The sequence below is a fragment of the Latilactobacillus sp. VITA-14 genome, assembly GCF_046580785.1.
In the GTDB taxonomy this organism is placed as follows: domain Bacteria; phylum Bacillota; class Bacilli; order Lactobacillales; family Lactobacillaceae; genus Latilactobacillus; species Latilactobacillus curvatus.
In genome coordinates this window covers 1-19,035 of the sequence record NZ_JBJKTM010000018.1, presented here as the reverse complement: position 1 = coordinate 19,035, position 19,035 = coordinate 1, and the positions used below count along the sequence as shown (strand labels likewise).

15 protein-coding genes, 1 tRNA gene, 2 pseudogenes and 1 other annotated feature are annotated in these 19,035 nt (G+C 40.7%); of the genes and pseudogenes, 13 read left to right on the top strand and 5 right to left on the bottom strand.

The genetic code is table 11. From position 1 onward, the window contains the following. Window positions 1–71: 71 nt before the first annotated feature. On the bottom strand, window positions 72–656 hold the full coding sequence (locus ACF1X7_RS07870) for a site-specific integrase (RefSeq protein ID WP_411162639.1): 585 nt from the start codon (window positions 654–656) through the stop codon (window positions 72–74). 24 nt (window positions 657–680) lie between these two features. Here ACF1X7_RS07870 and ACF1X7_RS07865 point away from each other — a divergent pair. From ACF1X7_RS07865 to ACF1X7_RS07855, 3 genes and pseudogenes are all read left to right on the top strand, one after another. Then, window positions 681–1,700 (top strand): annotated as a pseudogene (locus ACF1X7_RS07865) (NAD-dependent epimerase/dehydratase family protein). Between the two features lie 83 nt (window positions 1,701–1,783). After that, window positions 1,784–2,031, top strand: a binding site (T-box leader). Between the two features lie 183 nt (window positions 2,032–2,214). Next, window positions 2,215–3,591, top strand: coding sequence for a branched-chain amino acid transport system II carrier protein (gene brnQ / locus ACF1X7_RS07860; protein WP_411162638.1), 1,377 nt, complete (start codon window positions 2,215–2,217; stop codon window positions 3,589–3,591). A gap of 184 nt (window positions 3,592–3,775) precedes the next feature. After that, complete coding sequence (locus tag ACF1X7_RS07855; RefSeq protein WP_411162637.1) at window positions 3,776–5,047, top strand: ISL3 family transposase; 1,272 nt, start codon at window positions 3,776–3,778, stop codon at window positions 5,045–5,047. A gap of 361 nt (window positions 5,048–5,408) precedes the next feature. On the opposite strand, the gene ACF1X7_RS07850 is transcribed toward ACF1X7_RS07855, so the two are convergent. Both ACF1X7_RS07850 and ACF1X7_RS07845 read right to left on the bottom strand, forming a co-directional pair. Continuing rightward, a complete protein-coding gene (locus tag ACF1X7_RS07850; RefSeq protein ID WP_003553069.1) occupies window positions 5,409–6,578 on the bottom strand; it encodes an iron-containing alcohol dehydrogenase in 1,170 nt (389 codons plus the stop codon). Window positions 6,579–7,139: 561 nt separating this feature from the next. Beyond that, window positions 7,140–7,373, bottom strand: a complete 234-nt coding sequence (locus ACF1X7_RS07845) for a hypothetical protein (protein WP_064776730.1) — start codon at window positions 7,371–7,373, stop codon at window positions 7,140–7,142. 24 nt (window positions 7,374–7,397) lie between these two features. On the opposite strand from ACF1X7_RS07845, the gene ACF1X7_RS07840 reads away from it, so the two are divergent. Both ACF1X7_RS07840 and ACF1X7_RS07835 read left to right on the top strand, forming a co-directional pair. Beyond that, the gene (locus ACF1X7_RS07840; RefSeq protein WP_064776729.1) at window positions 7,398–7,661 is read left to right on the top strand and encodes an IS3 family transposase; all 264 of its coding nucleotides are present in this window, start codon (window positions 7,398–7,400) and stop codon (window positions 7,659–7,661) included. A 40-nt stretch (window positions 7,662–7,701) separates the two neighbouring features. After that, window positions 7,702–8,544: an IS3 family transposase gene (locus ACF1X7_RS07835; RefSeq protein ID WP_411162636.1), complete on the top strand. Its 843-nt coding sequence runs from the start codon at window positions 7,702–7,704 to the stop codon at window positions 8,542–8,544. Window positions 8,545–9,670: 1,126 nt separating this feature from the next. On the opposite strand, the gene ACF1X7_RS07830 is transcribed toward ACF1X7_RS07835, so the two are convergent. Further along, window positions 9,671–9,743: transfer RNA gene (locus ACF1X7_RS07830), tRNA-Lys, on the bottom strand. 228 nt (window positions 9,744–9,971) lie between these two features. On the opposite strand from ACF1X7_RS07830, the gene yycF reads away from it, so the two are divergent. The 7 genes from yycF to rlmH all read left to right on the top strand — a co-directional run bounded on the left by yycF (window position 9,972) and on the right by rlmH (window position 17,983). Then, window positions 9,972–10,685: a response regulator YycF gene (gene yycF, locus ACF1X7_RS07825; RefSeq protein WP_004271125.1), complete on the top strand. Its 714-nt coding sequence runs from the start codon at window positions 9,972–9,974 to the stop codon at window positions 10,683–10,685. A 9-nt stretch (window positions 10,686–10,694) separates the two neighbouring features. Continuing rightward, window positions 10,695–12,599, top strand: coding sequence for a cell wall metabolism sensor histidine kinase WalK (gene walK / locus ACF1X7_RS07820; protein ID WP_039099538.1), 1,905 nt, complete (start codon window positions 10,695–10,697; stop codon window positions 12,597–12,599). Continuing rightward, complete coding sequence (locus tag ACF1X7_RS07815; protein WP_069467821.1) at window positions 12,589–13,920, top strand: YycH family regulatory protein; 1,332 nt, start codon at window positions 12,589–12,591, stop codon at window positions 13,918–13,920. The genes walK and ACF1X7_RS07815 overlap by 11 nt, the downstream gene beginning before the upstream one ends. Before the next feature lie 4 nt (window positions 13,921–13,924). Next, window positions 13,925–14,740, top strand: a complete 816-nt coding sequence (locus ACF1X7_RS07810; RefSeq protein WP_039099540.1) for a two-component system regulatory protein YycI — start codon at window positions 13,925–13,927, stop codon at window positions 14,738–14,740. A 36-nt stretch (window positions 14,741–14,776) separates the two neighbouring features. Then, a complete protein-coding gene (locus ACF1X7_RS07805; protein ID WP_004271122.1) occupies window positions 14,777–15,583 on the top strand; it encodes an MBL fold metallo-hydrolase in 807 nt (268 codons plus the stop codon). A 169-nt stretch (window positions 15,584–15,752) separates the two neighbouring features. After that, on the top strand, window positions 15,753–16,991 hold the full coding sequence (locus ACF1X7_RS07800; protein ID WP_064776726.1) for a S1C family serine protease: 1,239 nt from the start codon (window positions 15,753–15,755) through the stop codon (window positions 16,989–16,991). Window positions 16,992–17,503: 512 nt separating this feature from the next. After that, on the top strand, window positions 17,504–17,983 hold the full coding sequence (rlmH, locus tag ACF1X7_RS07795; protein WP_064776725.1) for a 23S rRNA (pseudouridine(1915)-N(3))-methyltransferase RlmH: 480 nt from the start codon (window positions 17,504–17,506) through the stop codon (window positions 17,981–17,983). Window positions 17,984–18,037: 54 nt separating this feature from the next. On the opposite strand, the pseudogene ACF1X7_RS07790 reads toward rlmH, so the two are convergent. Further along, window positions 18,038–18,700: pseudogene (locus ACF1X7_RS07790) on the bottom strand (IS3 family transposase); the annotation flags it as partial. 94 nt (window positions 18,701–18,794) lie between these two features. Between ACF1X7_RS07790 and ACF1X7_RS07785 the strand changes: the two are divergent. Then, a partial coding sequence (locus ACF1X7_RS07785) for a helix-turn-helix domain-containing protein (protein WP_411162635.1) occupies window positions 18,795–19,035 on the top strand: 241 nt, incomplete at its 3' end.

Below are 19,035 nucleotides of genomic sequence, written 5' to 3'. Positions count from 1 at the left end.
AGTATACCAGTAGTTATAGGGGTTTTATTACATAGTTTTTATGATTTGAATACGTCTTTGAATACGGTTTGTTAGAAATCTAAGAAATTAACCAGCTTTTGGACGGCCTCTTTATTTTGGCTATTAGTAACATGAGTATAAATATTGAGAGTCGTTTGGGCGTCCTCGTGACCTAGTCTTTCTTGAACCTCTTTGATGGATGCGCCAGCAGAGAATAAAGCCGATGCGTGAGTGTGCCTAAAGCCGTGAACTGTTATCTTTGGTAGGCTAGTACCATCTGTTAGCCGTCTAAGCCATTTAGAGGGTGTGTTTAGTGATTTAAAGGTATTCTTAGTTGTTGCAAAGATTAGCTGGCTAGGTTGGGATGTGTTAAAGCCTAGCATGAAATACATCCGCTTTTGGTCCATCTGCCATTTACGTAAATAGAATAGGGTTTGTTTATCAAGTGAGATTAGTCGGTTACCTTTCTTGGTCTTAGTCGCTTGGATAATCTGTTTACCGCCAGCACCTTGAGTTAACGTTTTGTTAATACTCAAGGTGCCTTTTTGTGTGTCTAAGTCATCCCAAGTTAGGGCTAAGCACTCGCCACGCCTAACACCAGTAAAGGCTAATACTCGAAATAACGTGTATTGTTCCAAGTGTTCATTAGGATCCATATTAGGGAATAGGAGCATAATATCATGACAAAAAACGTATTAGTTACCGGCGGTAACGGTTATCTGGGTCTGCACATTATCTTACAACTTTTAAATCAAGGTTATCACGTCCGTGCCACCTTACGCCAACTCGACAAACAAACCACCGTCCGCACCGCCCTAAAAGAAAATCAGGCGTAACACCGCGAAAATTTAAGTTTTGTCGCCGCTGATCTCACTCAAGATGCTGGCTGGGCGACAGCCATGCAGAACATCGACTACGTGCTAAGTGTAGCATCACCCGTTTTTTCCAATGACCCGAACAGCGACACAACTACCACCGAGGGTATTTTACGCATTTTAAAGGCCGCCCAACAGGCCCACGTCAAGCGTGTTGTCATGACCGCCAACTTTGGCGCCATCGGCTTCAGTAATCACGACCAAACGAGCATCACCACTGAAGCCGATTGGACTGATCCTAACGAAAAAGGCTTATCGGCCTATGAAAAATTCAAACTGATCGCCGAACAGGCTGCCTGGCAGTTTATTGAACAAAGTCACGGCAGTTTAGAACTGACTACGATCAATCCGGTGGCGATCATGGGCCCAGCATTAGACGCCCACGTTTCTGGCAGCTTCGATCTATTGAAAAATTTACTTAACGGTCGTCCCAAAATGATTCCCAATATCCCACTCAATCTGATCGATGTGCGCGATGTTGCTGACTTACACATTCGTGCGCTGACCGCACCTTACGCTGGCGGGCAACGTTTTCTGGCTAGTGCTGCTGGTCAGATATCACTACCAGAGATAGCAGCACTGATTCGCCAAAAACGACCGCAAATTGCCCAAAATATTCCCACTAAAACGATGCCGAACTTGCTTTTAAGCAGCGCTGCTTTGTTCAACCAGACCGCCCGCGAAGGCAATTTATTAGTGCACGTCAATCGTCAGTTGAGTACCCAAAAAGCGCAAGATATCCTAAAATGGCAGCCACATTTTGATAATACGACCATCGTATTAGATAGCATTGACACGTTAATTCAATATGGACTACTGCCTTAAATTATAAATTTATTTTTATCACCCCCTTGACAAACACTTAAAATCGCGTTAAATTATATCCACATGATAAATCAATGAGAAAATTAAACGCTGTGATAAGAAAAGTATAATTGTATTCACCAGTTAAGCGAGCGTCGTTTGGTGCAAGGACGTCAAGGTGCGACAATTAGAAAATCATCTTTGAGCGATGGATGCGAAGTTTGAGCGTTCATTGGGGGCTCCCATTATCGAGCTAGGGTATTTCGTACCAATTGGTGCTTGTACCCGAAGAGGCTGTTTTCGTGAGAAAATGGCAAATCAAGGTGGTAACACGTTTATTAACGTCCTTATCTGAAATTAATTTTTCAGGTTTGGGCGTTTTTTGTTTATCGTGATCATTCCCGTGCAGGATGATCGCCGCCATTACTAAAGTCGACTTAGCAATGGCAACACTCATGATTTAAACGTGGGGCAACAGACGCTTAGTCTTTGAACCACATTTCCACAAACCTACAAAATTTAAGGAGTGCTGCTTATGTTAGAGGAACGTAAACTCACTAAACGCGATTATTTCGTGGTTAGTTCAATGCTTTTTGGTCTATTCTTTGGTGCTGGTAACTTGATTTTTCCATTACATTTAGGCCAGTTAGTGGGACAGAATTGGGTGCCTGCCGCGCTTGGCTTCTTAGTCACTGGTGTGTTATTGCCATTATTATCCGTTTTAGCAATCAGTATCACTCGTTCCGAAGGTGTCTATGATGTTGGGCGGCCTTTAGGTCCGGTATTCGCGCTCTTATTCATGATCTTGATCCACGGCACCATCGGCCCACTTTTTGGTACACCACGGACAGCCACCGTTTCCTACACGGTTGGCTTAGCGCCACTAGTACCAAAGAATTTCCAAACAGTTGGTTTATTAGTTTTCTCCGCTGTTTTCTTCGGCTTAGCCCTCTTTTTCTCATTAGAGGAAAATAAAATCGTCAACAATATCGGTAAGTTATTAAATCCAGTTTTCTTAGTCTTATTAGCTGGCGTTTTCTTCTTAGCTTTTAGTTCACCAATGGGCCACGCCGGTGTTCAACACGCCACCGCTGCTTATACATCAGGCTCTTTCGTCAATGGTTTCTTGCAAGGTTATAACACGATGGACGCCTTAGCTGGCTTAGCCTTCGGGGTCACCGTAGTTACCGCCGTTCGCACTTTAGGCAAAAAACGCGCTAACAGTGTCGCGCTGGTCACTGCCCGTGCCGGCGTCTTCGCAATGGCAATGATTGCCGTCATCTACGTTGGTTTGATCTTCGTTGGCGCGATGTCCTTAGGTAAATTCAAAGTTTCCGCTAATGGCGGCATCGCTTTTGACCAAATTGTCAATCATTATATGGGCGTCGCTGGTCAGGCCATCTTAGCCACTTTGATCACCGTCACTTGCTTAACCACGGCGATCGGTTTAGTTGCGGCTTTTGCCCAAGACTTTCATAAACATTTTCCCAAAGTTAGCTACCGCACTTGGTTAGTTCTAACTACTCTGGCATCATTCTTGACCGCTAATATCGGTTTAAATCAAATCATCGCTTGGTCAACGCCAATGTTGATGTTCTTATACCCACTATCAATGGTCTTGATTTTGTTGTCAGTCGCTTCACCACTGTTCCACAAAGACCCAGTCGTGTATAAATTCGTTGTTCTCTTTACCGTTGTTCCTGCTTTTTTCGACATGGTAACTGCTTTTCCAGCGGTCGTCAGCCAAAGTAGCTTCGGTAAAGCGATGACTGGCTTCGAACAGGCATACTTGCCATTCGCCAACTACGGCTTAGCTTGGTTAGTCCCTGCCTTAGTCGGTGCCGTTTTAGGGGTTGCCGTCCACGTCTTCAAACGTGTTAGCGCCCGCAACACCGTTTCACAAACTGAATAGGTAAGTCAAAAAAACGTTCACTTGCGGTGAACGTTTTTTGGTTCTATACTTTTTCCTGTTGATAGCTTACTTAACATGGTAATCTATTAGCAGGATTTTTTAGTGCAAAATAAAAAAGGCCCATAAGCCTCGCACCTAAAAAATCCACCCACTACAGCATCATTTTTAAAGGACGTGAAAACTTATGGACCCTGTAGATAATAATATAAAATTTGCGCTCAGTATTAAAGACCCAAATGTAGTTTTTTACAAATATAACTATCAAGTGATTAAAGCTAAGCGCACAAAAGTATATATAGCCACGGTTAAGTTCAACCAGAAACATTGCGCTAACTGTGGCTTTTGCGAGCTAAGTCATAATGGACACTACGTATCACGCGTGACCTATCTGGCAGCGAATGCGAGTGAACCAGTTTATTTAGAACTCCATAAAGAACGCGTCATTTGTCGTAATTGTAAAGCGTCGTTTATGGCTACTTCTGATGTGGTAGACAAGTACTGTTGTATCTCCCGAGCCACGCGTCAGAAAGTGTTTATGAGTCTACAAGACGACCGCACTCAAGCTAGCATTGCGATCGATGCCGGCATATCAGTTAGCACTGTCTGTCGTTACTTAGACAACTATGATGACTTATTTCGCAGAAATCTTAACTATCTATCGGTTCATCTCGCCATGGATGAATTTAGCGGAATTGGTGGTCGGCTCCATTTCATCTGTATTAATGGCGCTGGTGAGCACGAAATTCAACAAATTCTGCCAGACCGATTCAAGCAAAGTATTACTGATTATTTTAAACAATTTCCAGCAAGTGTTCGAGCACGTGTCAAAACAGTTACCGTAGATCTAAATAGTTACTATCAAGACATTGCCAAGGCAATGTTTCCGCAGGCAAAAATTGTGATCGACCGCTTTCACATCGTTGCAATGATGACTCGAGTTTTTAATCAAAGTCGGGTGCAAACCATGAAAAAGTACAATAAAAGATCCTATGAATATCGCACGTTAAAGTTCGCCTGGCGGCTTTATTTGAAGTATGCCGGAAATCTAGATGAGGAACATGTCTTTTATGACCGACACCTGCGAAAACAACTCACACAACTAGAACGTGTAGAACAAGGACTGACAATTAACGAAGAACTTAAAGCATCGCACGAGTCGATACAAAGCATCATGGAAAACCTTAAGAATCAAGACAAAGACAAGCTTGTGGAAGATCTATATACAAATCAAAATACAAGTCCCTACATGAAAGCAGTGTTTCAAACGTTCAAAAAGAACTTAGTGGTTGTACTCAACGCCAGTGAATCGGACTATACGAATGGCCCAGTCGAAGGCATGAATCGAATGATTAAACAAATTCAACGCACAGCATTTGGATTCCGTAATTACCATCATATGATTTCACGTATTAAGTTACGGCAAATGAGAACAAAACCAATGAAAAAACAGAGTTGAAAGTCGCATGACTTTCAACTCTGTAAAAGCTATTCATCAACAGGATTTGACAAAGAGCCTCATTAATGAGTGATGCTTTTCTTTTTATTAAATATGATAACTTATTTTTAATGATTTATGCTATATATCATAAATTAAAAATTTAGAGACCATTCTCTTGATTAAATGTGTAAAACGATCACACATATACTGATCCGATTAGTCGAGTAATTCCCAAATATTGAAAGAATATTTTGAATCAATATAAAATTAGCTGGTTTTCAAAACCTGTTTAAAACTTGCTCACTTTATTAACTTCAATCTAGATGGTTCATGTTGATCATTGTGACAAAGGGTTCCTGAAGTTCTCTTATTTTTTAACCTATTTTTGATCATATGCTTCTTGGAATAATTGAACGATTTCTTCTTTGGTTCCTTTACGAGGATTTGAAAAAGCATTACCGTCTTTAAGCGCATTCTCAGCCATCAATTCAAAGTCTTCCGGTTTAGCACCAATTGCTTTAATGCTTCGAGGGATCTTGACATCATCACACATTTGGCGCATTGCTTTGATGGATAAGTCGGCAGCATCCCTTGTGGATAATCCGTCCGTATTTTCACCCATAATTTTAGCTAATTGTGCAAATCTTTCCGGTGCGGCAACAATATTATACTTTTCAACAATTGGAAGTAACATTGCACAGCAAACACCGTGTGGCGCATCATATTGACCGCCCAATTGATGGGCCATTGCATGAACATATCCCAAATCAGCATTATTAAAAGCCATACCACCCAACATTTCAGCTTCAACCATTTTGGTGCGGGCTTCAATGTTGTGACCATTAGCAACAGCTTCACGAAGACTTTCTTCAACCAATTTAATTGCTTGAATGCATTGACCATCCGTAATTTCATTTCGGTTGGTTGAAACATAAGGTTCAATTGCCTGAACAAATGTATCCATCCCTGTTGCAGCCGTCAATGATGCCGGAACATCCAACATTAACATTGGATCATTAAATGATACCAATGGAATATTTCGCCATGACACAACAACAAATTTCAATTTAGTTTTTTCATTTGTGATCACACAATGACGGGTCAGCTCCGAACCGGTCCCGGCGGTTGTATTAACAGCCATCAATGGTGGCAATGGATTTTGCAGCGTTTCGATTCCGGCAAGCTTGGTGATGTCATCACCGTTTGTCAAAATGATACCGGTCCCTTTTCCGGCATCATGTGAAGAACCACCACCAACAGTGATAATACTGTCACAATCATTATCTAAATAAACTTTCTTTGCTTCTTGAATATTTCGAATTTTTGGATTAGGTTCAACACCATCATAGATGGTATAAGGAACGCCAACTGCTTCAAGTGACGCTAATGTTTGAGCAACCGGTCCATTGTCCATTGACCGCAAAAACTTGTCAGTCACAATCAATGGCTTTTTCATATTTAACATTTTTGCACGATCGCCAATTTTCTTGATAACCCCTTTACCAAAGAAGTTGACACTCGGCATTAAGAAATCAAAGTTTTCTTTCATTGTAAAAGCTTCCTCCTAGATGGTTATAGTTTGAATCAATTTCATAATAGCATTTTCATACAATAATGCAAACTATTTCACAATCTTTTTAATGTTAATCCTATCTCAAGGCTATTTTAAAGTATAGGGCCCTTAGAAACTGTCCAATATCTATATATTTTTGCTATAATCTAGTGACAACTTTTTGAGCTTTTTATTGAACTAGTCATAGTTAGCCAGTAGAATTATCCAAAAAGCAAAGTTGTTCAATCTAACTAATTTGGGTATTGGCTAAGGGTATCAGGAATTAATTCAATCTTCTTGGCTTATCTACATCATCTATGACCGTCACTTTTAATTAGAAGTAGTTTTTTGTTAACGTTGGAATTATAATTGTTCTCTGACTCTTTTAAATTATAATTAACATTTGTAATTTATTACACAATACGTATTTAAATAAAGATAGTAACAGGCCTCTCAACGATCATTGAGAGGCCTGTTTGTGTCAAAGTACCTACTGAAGCAGGGATCGTATATTAATTAAAGAAAGTGCTTTTACTACCACAACTATTAGAAAGTAGCTCAATTGGTTTGATAATCAACATGGCGAATGGCGGCCAATGGAATAAATTGCGCTTCATCACCAATAATATTATCTTCTTGATAACCTAAGATATGAGTTGTTATTTCCAGTCGGTGGGGATCCTCAAGCTGGCATACATTTAATTGAAGGGTGACGATTAAATCTCGTTGATAGGCTGGATGTAAGCTGATTCCTGAGACAACTTTTAAGAGAGGGTATAATGAATAAATCATCTCTCAAAAGGAAGGAATTTTTACATGCCAACTCGTTACGACAAAGAATTCAAACAAAACATTATCAACCTATATAAGCAAGGCGAATCAGCTGCCCAACTGGCCAGAGAATATGGCATTGGCTATTCAACAGTTCATAAGTGGATCCAGGGCCAGGCCAAAACTCAATCCGGTAAATCGCCAGACAAAATCAAAGCGATGGAAAAGCGACTGGCTTTGCTGTCTGAGGAGAACGAAATCCTAAAAAAGCCCTGGGCTTCCTTGCGCAGAAGTAACCAATATCTTTGATTACATTCACCAAGAAAGCCATCACCACCAGGTAACCAAGATGTGCCGAATCCTCGGTGTTTCCAGAGCTCAGTATTATCGTTATCGATCCCCCAAACCTTCAAAACGCTGGGCCGAAGATGCGGGCTTGAAACAACGGATTCTGCGAATCTTTGCGGAATTTAAGCAGCGATACGGTGTTATGAAGATCCACCATGAATTGAATCTGGAACTTCAACCACTGCAGCTTCGGTGCAGTCCACGACGGATTTCCCGGCTCATGAAGGAACTGGATAGCCACTCCGTTACCGTCAATAAGTGGAAAGCGGCTTCGGCTTCCAAAACCAAGGTTGAACAGCGTCCCAACTTGCTTAAGCAGGATTTCTCGACCACTGGTTTAAATCAAAAATGGACCGCTGATATGACCTATATTCAAACGAAGCGTAATGGCTGGTGTTACTTATCAACCATCATGGACCTGCACTCACGACGGATTATCGGCTATTCGTTCTCAAAAAAGATGGCTACTGATTTAGTCTTAAAGACCCTTGAAAGCGCGGTTAAAAATCGAACCATTACTGGGGACCCGATTATCCATACGGATTTAGGATCACAGTATACCAGCGATGATTACAATCAACGTTTAACTGAGCTACATATCCGCCACTCATACAGCCGTAAGGGTTGTCCGTATGATAATGCGCCAATGGAATCCTTTCACGCTTCCCTCAAAAAGGAATGTGTTTATCCAGTGCCGGTCTTTGAAGATTATGAAACTGCCGCTGCCGTCCTTTTTGAATATGTGCATGCTTTCTACAATAGGAAGAGAATTCATAGTTCACTGGGCTACCAGACCCCCTTACAAGTTGAAATTGCAACACTTACGAGCCAAATGGCCGCCTGATTTAATGCTTTCCAGGGTTCAAATAAGTTATTAATCGCGATTAATGATTTATTTGAGCTGTGGAAGGTAAACGCGGTTCTGAATGTCTCTTAAAATCTGTCTCAAATATTGACTTCAATCCAGATACTTAGCCAATTATAGAAACAGTACAACGGAAAAATCCCATGCTAATTAACTTTAGATACCGTTGATTTTAACGAGATGTTGCCCAATCCATTTTTGGTTTCGGCTAATTGCATGGAAGCAATCTGAGGTACCGAAACGGTAGTTTAGAACCACTCTCCTGAATTAGAGTGGTGGTGTATGTGATGGATTTTATATATCCGACAACTTGGCGGACATGAAAAAAGCTACTATACCGTATCGTCCTGTTGGGCTAAAAAAGGTCGGTCCAAAATTGGACAGACCTTTTCCGTGAGTAAGATAAGCATATCCGCCCCCCTTTAAAATGATTTGCTAATCCCTTGGGGAGACAAACAACGAGAAGGGGTCAAGACTCCGAAGAGATGCGTTATATGCGTGTGAGGGTGGGGTAGTACGGCTGAAAATTAAGCCCTAATTAATTTTAGATGTGGCCAATTTTGGACATATGTTTCCAGTGGGATGCGCTTAGCCTCCTCATGGATCAACTTAGCGGAAAAGTCCGTTCGGTATTAACTTAGAATATAGATTGGCTCAAGTTTGAGCAAGTGTTTTTGGATAGAAACATAATGGCGTAACGAAACGTTACCCCTAAATATAATCTAGATTAAAAAATACAACCAAGCCAAAATTGGGCTCGTTTGAAACATATCCCCAAAACTGGAGACATCCCCTTATCTAATGAATACAGTCGCGATTTACGACGGAAACTAATGCTAGTAGTTGCTAGTATGATCCTTGACGGTCTATGTTTAATATAGGCGGTTGTTTAATGAAGTTAGCCCAAATTAAAAGACGGCCATTGATATGACCGCCTGCAGTAAGTTATGTATATGCCCCGTGCGTGATTTTTGTTGAATACGTGAATACGGTTTTGAATACGGTTTGTCGTATTCACTGTGAATACTAATCTGCTAAGAAGAAATAAAAAAGCCGTCATATCAATGCCTAAGCACCTCTATAACGACTTATCATGTATACTTGATGGGTGGTCAGGGGATCGAACCCTGGACCCACGGATTAAGAGTCCGTTGCTCTGCCAGCTGAGCTAACCACCCATATGATGTCTCGCCTTACGACTTAAATATCATAGCATATTAAACAAACTTTTGTAAACAGTTATTTGTATTTTTTTTGAATAAAGTTACTGAGCGCGTAAGAATTAATCGTTATAGGGATTAACAATGTCGTTAATCCAGTTGGTAGGAATTGACCTAATTTTGAATTGCCTTCTGAAAATGAGTATAATAGAAGGCAAAGCATCCACATTCAAGGAGGATCCGCACATGGCTAAAAAAATACTAGTCGTTGATGATGAAAAACCGATCTCTGACATTGTTAAATTTAATCTAACCAAAGAGGGTTACGAAGTCTACACGGCTTATGATGGTGAAGAAGCCTTACAACAAGTTGAAGAGGCTGTCCCAGATTTAATTCTATTAGATCTGATGTTACCGAAGATTGATGGGCTAGAAGTGGCCCGCCAAGTGCGTAAATCGCATGATATGCCAATTATTATGGTGACGGCTAAAGATTCTGAAATCGATAAAGTGATTGGCCTCGAACTCGGTGCCGATGATTATGTGACGAAACCATTCTCAAATCGAGAATTAGTGGCGCGAGTTAAGGCTAACTTACGCCGGCAAGGTACAACGAGTCAATCAGATAAAGAAGCAAATGAAGAAAATCACGAGATTAACATCGGGGATTTAACGATCCATCCTGATGCTTATATTGTGTCAAAACGGGGCGACAAGATTGAATTAACGCATCGTGAATTTGAATTATTACATTATTTAGCTAAACATATCGGCCAAGTGATGACCCGTGAACATTTATTACAAACGGTTTGGGGGTATGATTACTTCGGTGATGTCCGGACAGTCGATGTGACGGTCCGCCGTTTACGTGAAAAAATTGAAGACAACCCCAGCCACCCAGAATGGTTAGTGACACGCCGGGGTGTTGGTTACTACTTAAGAAATCCTGAGCAGGAGTAAATTTGCCGCATGAATAAGAAAATTCGGTTGCTACAATCGATTCATTTTAAAATTGCCATTGTGTTCGTATTGTTGCTGCTGGTAACGTTGGAAGTTATCGGCGCTTCTTTTGTGAAGCAACTGGAATATCAGAATGTGCGTGATTTTAAGCAATCCTTACAAGTGACACCCTATATTCAAAACCAACTCAGTAATGAGTTACTGAATAATAGTGGTAATGCGAACAAGAATATTAAAGAGATTATTGGCGATATGGGCAATTCTGCCGAAATTCAGGTTGTCGATAATAAGGGCACCATTCGAGGTGTCACGAACTTGAATAAGCAAAGCACCGTTGGTCAAAAGACGCGTAACCCACGGGTGAAACAGGTTATTTACTCTGGGCATACCGAACAAGAAGTGGCATACAATGAGAGTCTAGGGAGCTATTATACAGCAATCCAACCGTTGACGAACCCAAGTGGGGATGGTAATACCGTTGTGGGCGCCGTTTATATTCGGGCTAGTATGGAAGATGTTTACAAGAGGATTTCGTCGATTACCGTCATTTTCTTAACCTCGTCTTTAGTCGCTGGTTTATTAGGGATGGCATTATCGATTGTTATTTCCCGGGCAATTACCCGACCAATTGATGAAATGAAGAAACAAGCGATTCAAATGGCGCGAGGGGATTACTCTGGTCAAGTTAAGATTTATGGTCAAGATGAACTGGGGCAACTCGCGATTGCGGTCAATAACTTATCAGTCCGGGTTGAAGAGGCGCAAGAAGCGTCAGAGTCGGAACGACGGCGACTTGATAGTGTGCTCAGTCATATGACTGATGGGGTCATTGCGACTGATCGACGAGGCAATATCACGATTATCAATGAAACTGGCCAAGATTTTTTAAATGTGACACGCGATGAGTTACTGGGCCAGTCATTGCTTAAAGTTTTACGAATCAGTGATGAATATTCTTTGCGCGATCTATTAGAAACGCAACAGGACATGGTCTTGGATTTCTCAGAACAACAAGATCACGACTTAATCTTGCATGTTGATTTTTCATTAATTCAAAAAGAAACCGGCTATATCACCGGTTTAGTTTGTGTGCTCCACGATGTCACCGAACAACAAAAGAATGAACAAGAACAGCGCGAATTCGTTTCGAATGTGTCTCACGAATTGCGGACGCCATTAACAAGCGTGCGGAGCTATATTGAAGCGCTGAATGATGGCGCATGGCAAGATCCAGAGCTAGCGCCCAATTTCTTAAAGGTGACCCAAGAAGAAACTGATCGGATGATTCGAATGATTAACGATCTATTGAGTTTGTCACGAATGGATCAAGGAACGGCAAAGATGAATCTCGAATATGTTAATTTAAACGAGTTCTTTGGGTATGCACTGGATCGGTTTGACATGATGATCAAGCGGGATCAAGAGCACGAAGATGATTTGCCTAAACTGACAACCAGCACAGGCAAACTACCAACAGATGATCCGAATAAGAAGTACAGTATTACACGAGACTTCACTAAGCGGGATTTATGGGTTGAAATTGATACCGATAAATTTATGCAGGTGATCGATAATATCATGAATAATGCGATTAAATATTCACCAGATGGTGGCGTGATTACGTGTCGCTTATTGGAAACACATCGTCACGTGATTTTAAGCATCTCTGATCAAGGATTAGGGATTCCACGGAAAGACCTTGGTAAGATCTTTGATCGCTTCTACCGGGTTGATAAGGCCCGTTCTCGTAAACAAGGCGGGACTGGTTTAGGCTTGGCAATTTCTAAAGAAGTGATCGAAGCGCATCGTGGGCGTGTTTGGGTTGATAGCCAAGAAGGTAAAGGCTCGACATTCTACATTTCGTTGCCATATGAACCAATTGATTCTGATGGAGGTGATTGGGATGCGATTTAATAACTTTTTAATGCGCGTTATACTGATTGCTGCCATTATCGTCAGTATCGGGCTATCATGGCTAATCTGGACCAGTAACGCGCATTATGAGCGCCAAACGGACAGTCAAACCACCACTAAGTCAACAAGTCGTAAGACAGAACGAAAAATCGGTGATATCTTCTTGCCGACGCAACTATTGTGGCGGACAGACAATCAGAGTCAGTTGATTTATAACTCAAAAGAGAGTTTGATTCCACAGTTTAAAGCGACTTTAAAGCTTGCCAAGTCGGCACAGTTTAAGCAAGTTAAGCTAAGCGAAGACGATTATTACCAGGCAATTAGTGAGGATCATACATTGACCCTTTTATATCCTGATAATATTTCGTACGCTATTTTAAAAAAGGTCTTCAGTTATCAGAATAATAATTTAGGTCAAAACGTGACATTCAATCGGATTCGAATCACGTTGGGCACACAGCCTAAGTTGTGGTTGATGAATGATCAAAGTCATCAAGTGTACCAAACGACACTCAATGGTTTTTCACAAGCTCGTGTGAAAAAGGTGCTTAAAAATGCCGATGTGCATTTGAAAGTGACCGAAAAAATGTTGAATCACAAGCCATTACTCTATGTGGCAGCGGATCAAACGTTGTTGCCTTATAGTTATTTAGTTAATCAACAACCCGAAAATTATTACATCACAACGCTGTTGAATCAACAAAATATGGATAATATTGATACGAAAGAACAAGGCAATAGTGCGATTTATACGGATGGGACGGACAGCAATTTGTATAAACGCCTAACGATCAACCATGATACCGATGAAATTTCGTTTGTGAAGTATGAAAATGAGAAATCACCAAGCACATTAACAAAGAGTTTTGAAGCCAGTTTTGATGCGCTTTTAAAGACAGGCAATGCCCTTTCAGGGATGCGTTTCTATAGTTATGATAAAGCAACGAATTCGACTGCTTATCGGACCTACGTTGAAGGATTCCCAGTCTTTTATCAGACTAACTTTGGGAGCGTGAAAGTACAATTCTTACCAACTGGTCAAAAGATTGATTTTTCAAATTATAGTTTGCAAGTACCCGTTCCTGCTGAAGACAAGCAAGTCACATTGCCAAGTACCGAGTCTGTTTTGAATCAATTGACAAGTAATGGTTTCTTGCTAGAAAATGTGGAAAACGTGCAAGTCGGTTATGAATGGACCAAAGAAACCAGTAACGAACAAGTGATTGATTTAAATCCAACCTACTTTGTACAGTATAAAGGGGTTTGGCGTAGCTTATCCGCATTGATGGCGCAAAAAGCTGAATTAACCGAAGGGAGTTAGATGAATGGATTTTCGCAGAATTGAAATGATTTTTATCGCCATTTTTATTGCGCTGGATATCTATCTATTTGCCTCGCTGAAAGGCAGTCAGACAATAACGTCGACGGCGATTACTAGTGGTTCACAGACTAGCCAGATTATGAAGGCTTTAAAAGACGATCAAATTTCAGTGAAGAAACTCTCTAAGCGCCGAATGGATGGTTATTATTTAGCCAGTCGACAAAAAGATCAGACATTATTAGAAACGGCGAGTGCCAAACTAACCGGTCAAACTGTTTCGTTTGATAAAGCGCGCATGACACTGACGAGTGAATTGGATAAACCACTGACTTACAAAAAAGGGAACCAAAGCTTAGCCGTGGCGGCCTTTATGAAGGAACCAGACAACGTGATTCAAGCGGAGGACTACCGCTATTCACACGCATTATCGAGTGATCAACAAGTCGTATATGTGCAAAAAGTCCCAGGCGGGCAGATCATGGATGAACATGGTCAGTTGATTTTTACATTAGAAGACGGGCAGATTAGTCATTACACGCAAACTTACACGAATAAGATTCAAGTTTTGCGTGAAAAAGAAAGTACGAAGGTGACTGCTCAAGACGCGGTCATTGATTTATATACAGATAATGAGATTCCGAATAACTCACGCATTATGTGGGTGAAACTCGGATACAGTGCTTTGTTGGACGCCAATAGTAGTACGGTGTACGTGCCAGCTTGGCAAGTGGCCATTGAGAATAAGAATTCTAAGAGTGTCGTCGTTAAGCGGATTAACGCCTTTACCGGTGCGCTGATGAAGAACCGTAGTGAAATTTAGTTGTTTTAGAAAGAGACCAAGGGGATAGAGCAAAACATGGTAGAAAAAGACGCAATGCAAGTCAGTGTGCTCGCAAGCAGTAGTTCTGGCAACACAACGTATATTGAAACACCTAATCATAAAGTGTTAGTCGATGCAGGAATGAGTGGGAAACGCGTGCAAGATTTAATGCATAGTATTGGCCGCGATCTTAAAGATGTGGACAGTTTATTAGTGACCCATGAGCATCGCGATCATAGTAGTGGTGTCGGTGTTTTGGCCCGGCGATACGGAATAGACGTGTACGCAAATCAACCAACATGGGATGCGATGGCTTCGATTATTGGTGAAGTGCCTGCTGAACACAAGCACATTTTTGAAATGGGTAGTACCTTGTCAGTTGGTGATTTAGATATTGAAAGTTATGGGGTGTCACATGATGCGGCTGCTGCCCAATTCTACCAATTCCATCATAATAACCGTGCCTTTGCAATCCTGACCGATACGGGTTATGTCTCTGATCAAGTGCGTGGGACAATTGAAAATGCGGATGCTTATTTAGTGGAATGCAACCACGATTTAGAGATGCTTCGGATGGGAAAGTATCCTTGGTCATTGAAACAACGGATTCTCAGTGATACCGGCCATTTATCGAATGAAGATGGGGCATCCGCTTTGATGTCGTTTATGGGGAACCAGACTAAACGCGTTTTCCTAGGCCACTTGAGTCAAGAAAATAATATGAAGGAACTGGCCCATTTGACGGTTGCGTCGATCTTAAAGGAACATGATTATGGGGTGGGAACAGACTTTGAAATTCTAGATACTGATCCGGCAGTTGCTGATCCATTGTTTGCCGTGTAATTAGACTGAATAGAAGACATTTTAGTTGTTTTTGCGAAATAAGTTCGCTAAAATGCGGATTAGAAAAACAATTTAATATTCGTAACTTGTTCATAATTTTTTCAAATTTACATTCTATGATAGAGATAATCAATAAACAGAATTTATTAGAAAGTTTGGGTGAATTAGTATGAATCAGAATTCAGGATTAATGAAAACGGCTGTTGTTGCCGTTATTGCAGCACTAATCGGTGGTGGCGTTGCTGGTTATGCCGGTTCAAAGATGGGAAGTAACACTGTCTCAAGCACTGCCCAAGTACCAACTAAAGCAGGTGCCACTAAAATTAGTAATATCAAAGTCAACTCATCTTCACAAACAACAACTGCCTTTAATAAGGTCAATAAAGCGGTTGTGTCAGTTGTTAACTTGCAAAAACAACAAGATAATTCAGGCGATTTGAGTGCGCTCTTTGGCGCGGATAGTACCAATAAAAAAAGTAGTAGTAGTGAGCTTGAAGAATCGAGTGAAGGCTCAGGTTTAATCTACGAAAAGAAAGATGGTAAAGCCTACATTGTCACGAACAATCACGTTATTTCTGGCTCAGATAAGTTGGAAGTCATCCTTAGTGATGGCACAAAAATTGATGCTAGCTTAGTCGGAACGGATGCCGTTTCTGATTTAGCCGTTTTAAAGATTGATAGTGCCAAAGTGACGAAGACCGCAACGTTTGGTGATTCTGACAGTATTAAACCTGGTGAATCAGTACTCGCGATTGGTTCGCCTTTAGGCTCAGAATATGCTACTTCTGTTACCCAAGGGATTATTTCAGCAAAGAAACGGACGATTGATGTGACGGATGAAACAACCGGTCAAGCGACTGGCCAAGCAACCGTTATTCAAACTGATACAGCGATTAACCCTGGGAATTCAGGTGGTCCGCTAGTTAACCTTGCAGGACAAGTCATCGGGATCAATTCAATGAAGTTAGCTTCTAACGGGAGCACAACGGTTGAAGGGATGGGCTTTGCCATTCCAAGTAACGAAGTGGTCAAAATTATTAACCAATTGGTTGCAAATGGGAAAGTTGTTCGACCAGTGCTTGGGATTAGCGTCATCGATTTGACGAATGTTTCATCAACGCAACAATCATCAGTCTTGAAATTACCAACCTCTGTGAAGAGTGGGGTAGTTGTTGCATCAGTCAATGCCAACTCAGTTGCTAAGAAGGCAGGGATTAGTAAATACGACGTCATTGTTGGTTTAGGTGGCAAGGATATCACAAGTGTTGCTGATTTACACACGACACTTTACAGTTACGATATGAATAGTACGGTTGAAATTCAGTATTATCATAATGGTGAATTGAAGAAATCAACAGTGAAGTTGACTGAAGCAGCATCAACAGATAGTACAACGGCAGCAAAATAAATTAAAGCCGCCAGCATCAATTAGATGTTGACGGCTTTTTATTTTGGTTAAATTCAGACTAAAGTGGCAGGAATGTTAAGTTTTAAAAATGTCAATGTGGATAGTAACCTGGGAAGAAATCCGAGCGCCTGTGGATAAGTCTGTGGATTGTGGGTATAACACGGTTAAAAGGTCTTTTTAGTTATCCACAAAAAAATTAACAGGCGGTGGATAACTTTTTTAAAATTATTATAAAATCAGAACAACGCTGATATAAAAGGATTTGTAACCGGATAATTCGAAGAACGAACAATCAAAAAAGGGTGGATAACTTTTTTATTAAATTTAACGAAAAAATTTAGGTGTCGGTTATTTGGTATCAAGAAAAATTCGAGATACCATATTTGGGACGAACACCTGTGCATATGTGGACAACTTTTGTGGATAAGCAGTACTTTTCGGTGAATTACTGTGAATGGCTTTTTTTCTGCATTGTTTTCTCATAAAATGTAAGTAACAGTAGGAGGCTATTTATGAATATTAAAGTAATCACAGTTGGTAAATTAAAGGAAAAGTATTTAAAAGCGGGGATCGCGGAATATGCGAAACGGCTCAGTAAGTTCTGTAAGTTCGAAATGATTGAAGTCGCGGATGAAAAAGCGCCGGAATCATTGAGTAACGCGGAAATGACCAATGTCAAAGACAAAGAAGGCGAACGAATTCTTAATAAGATTAAGGATAAGGAGCACGTGATTGTTTTGGCAATTCAAGGCAAGGAACGCGCTTCAGAAGAATTTGCACAAGAAATTCAAGATTTAGCAACCTATGGCAAATCAGATATCACGTTTGTCATCGGTGGGTCGCTTGGAACGAGCGATGCCGTTAATAAACGCGCCAACGATGCGCTATCATTTGGCAAGCTCACGTTACCGCACCAATTGATGCGTTTAGTATTGACCGAACAGATTTACCGGGCGTTTATGATTAATCAAGGAAGTCCGTATCACAAATAAAAATAAAAAAAGAAACCCCATGGGTGAAGTGAACCCCAAATATTGGACGAAACTTTAAGCAGCTTTCTGGGTTGTAAAAATTCGATATTCAATCGGACTTTTACAACCCAGTTTTGTTTTAATTCTTGAAAAATTATAATCATCAATCCAAACCGATATTTGTGAAACTAGCGTTTCATAAGTATCGGTTTCTTTTTGGTAGAAAGCTTCGGCTTTCATAATATGGAAAAAGCTCTCCATTGCTGCATTATCCAAACATGTTGCTTTGCGAGACATACTTTGAAAAATGCGATGTTCTTTCAAGATATGAGTCCAATCTTGATGCTGGTATTGAAATCCTTGATCTGAGTGGACTGTTGTCCGGTATTTTAAATTCTTAGGGATTTTCTTAACTGCTCGATTCAAAACAGTTGTAGTAAATTCAACAGTAGGGTGTTTACTAACTTGATGGCTGAGAATTTCACCTGAGAATAAATCATAAATACATGTGAAATAGGCGCGTTCATCAATTGCCTTGGTTCCCTAGCGAACTTCAGTAACGTCTGTTACTAGTTTTTGATAAGAACGATCAGTGAAGAAACGACGGTTGATCAAGTTCTTAGCAACGGTGCCAACATTGCCTCTATATGAATTATATTTACGAGTACGTTTGTTAAATGCAGTTGATAGTAATTGCAGTTCTCGCATTAAGACAAGTACTTTTTTATAATTTGGTAGATTGTAAAATTAATCCGAACGCTGTTCGGACAAAAAAGATCAGCTTCCTTTAAAATGGTGTTTACCACAAACCCATCTTTTAGGAGCTGATTTTTTGTCTAGTATAACCTATTCCGAACGAATTAAAATCGAAACCTTTTGTGAACTAGGGCTGTCCAATATCCAAATGGGCGTTCGGCTGAACCGATTACCGTCAACAATTTCTTATGAATTATCTCGATGTCAACCTTATCAGGCTGAATTAGCACAAACAGATGCCGAATACAAGCGATCACGATGTGGTCGGAAAACTAAGCTGAGCGATGAGTTAAAGCAAAAAATTCTCAACCATTTAC

Coding starts and splice junctions, on each gene's coding strand:
- ACF1X7_RS07805 (WP_004271122.1), top strand. CDS start 14,777: ATGGTAGAAAAAGACGCAATGCAAGTCAGTGTGCTCGCAAGCAGTAGT.
- ACF1X7_RS07850 (WP_003553069.1), bottom strand. CDS start 6,578: ATGAAAGAAAACTTTGATTTCTTAATGCCGAGTGTCAACTTCTTTGGT.
- walK (WP_039099538.1), top strand. CDS start 10,695: ATGAATAAGAAAATTCGGTTGCTACAATCGATTCATTTTAAAATTGCC.
- ACF1X7_RS07870 (WP_411162639.1), bottom strand. CDS start 656: ATGGATCCTAATGAACACTTGGAACAATACACGTTATTTCGAGTATTA.
- ACF1X7_RS07835 (WP_411162636.1), top strand. CDS start 7,702: ATGTGCCGAATCCTCGGTGTTTCCAGAGCTCAGTATTATCGTTATCGA.
- yycF (WP_004271125.1), top strand. CDS start 9,972: ATGGCTAAAAAAATACTAGTCGTTGATGATGAAAAACCGATCTCTGAC.
- ACF1X7_RS07840 (WP_064776729.1), top strand. CDS start 7,398: ATGCCAACTCGTTACGACAAAGAATTCAAACAAAACATTATCAACCTA.
- brnQ (WP_411162638.1), top strand. CDS start 2,215: ATGTTAGAGGAACGTAAACTCACTAAACGCGATTATTTCGTGGTTAGT.
- ACF1X7_RS07845 (WP_064776730.1), bottom strand. CDS start 7,373: ATGATTTATTCATTATACCCTCTCTTAAAAGTTGTCTCAGGAATCAGC.
- ACF1X7_RS07815 (WP_069467821.1), top strand. CDS start 12,589: ATGCGATTTAATAACTTTTTAATGCGCGTTATACTGATTGCTGCCATT.
- ACF1X7_RS07855 (WP_411162637.1), top strand. CDS start 3,776: ATGGACCCTGTAGATAATAATATAAAATTTGCGCTCAGTATTAAAGAC.
- ACF1X7_RS07810 (WP_039099540.1), top strand. CDS start 13,925: ATGGATTTTCGCAGAATTGAAATGATTTTTATCGCCATTTTTATTGCG.
- ACF1X7_RS07800 (WP_064776726.1), top strand. CDS start 15,753: ATGAATCAGAATTCAGGATTAATGAAAACGGCTGTTGTTGCCGTTATT.
- rlmH (WP_064776725.1), top strand. CDS start 17,504: ATGAATATTAAAGTAATCACAGTTGGTAAATTAAAGGAAAAGTATTTA.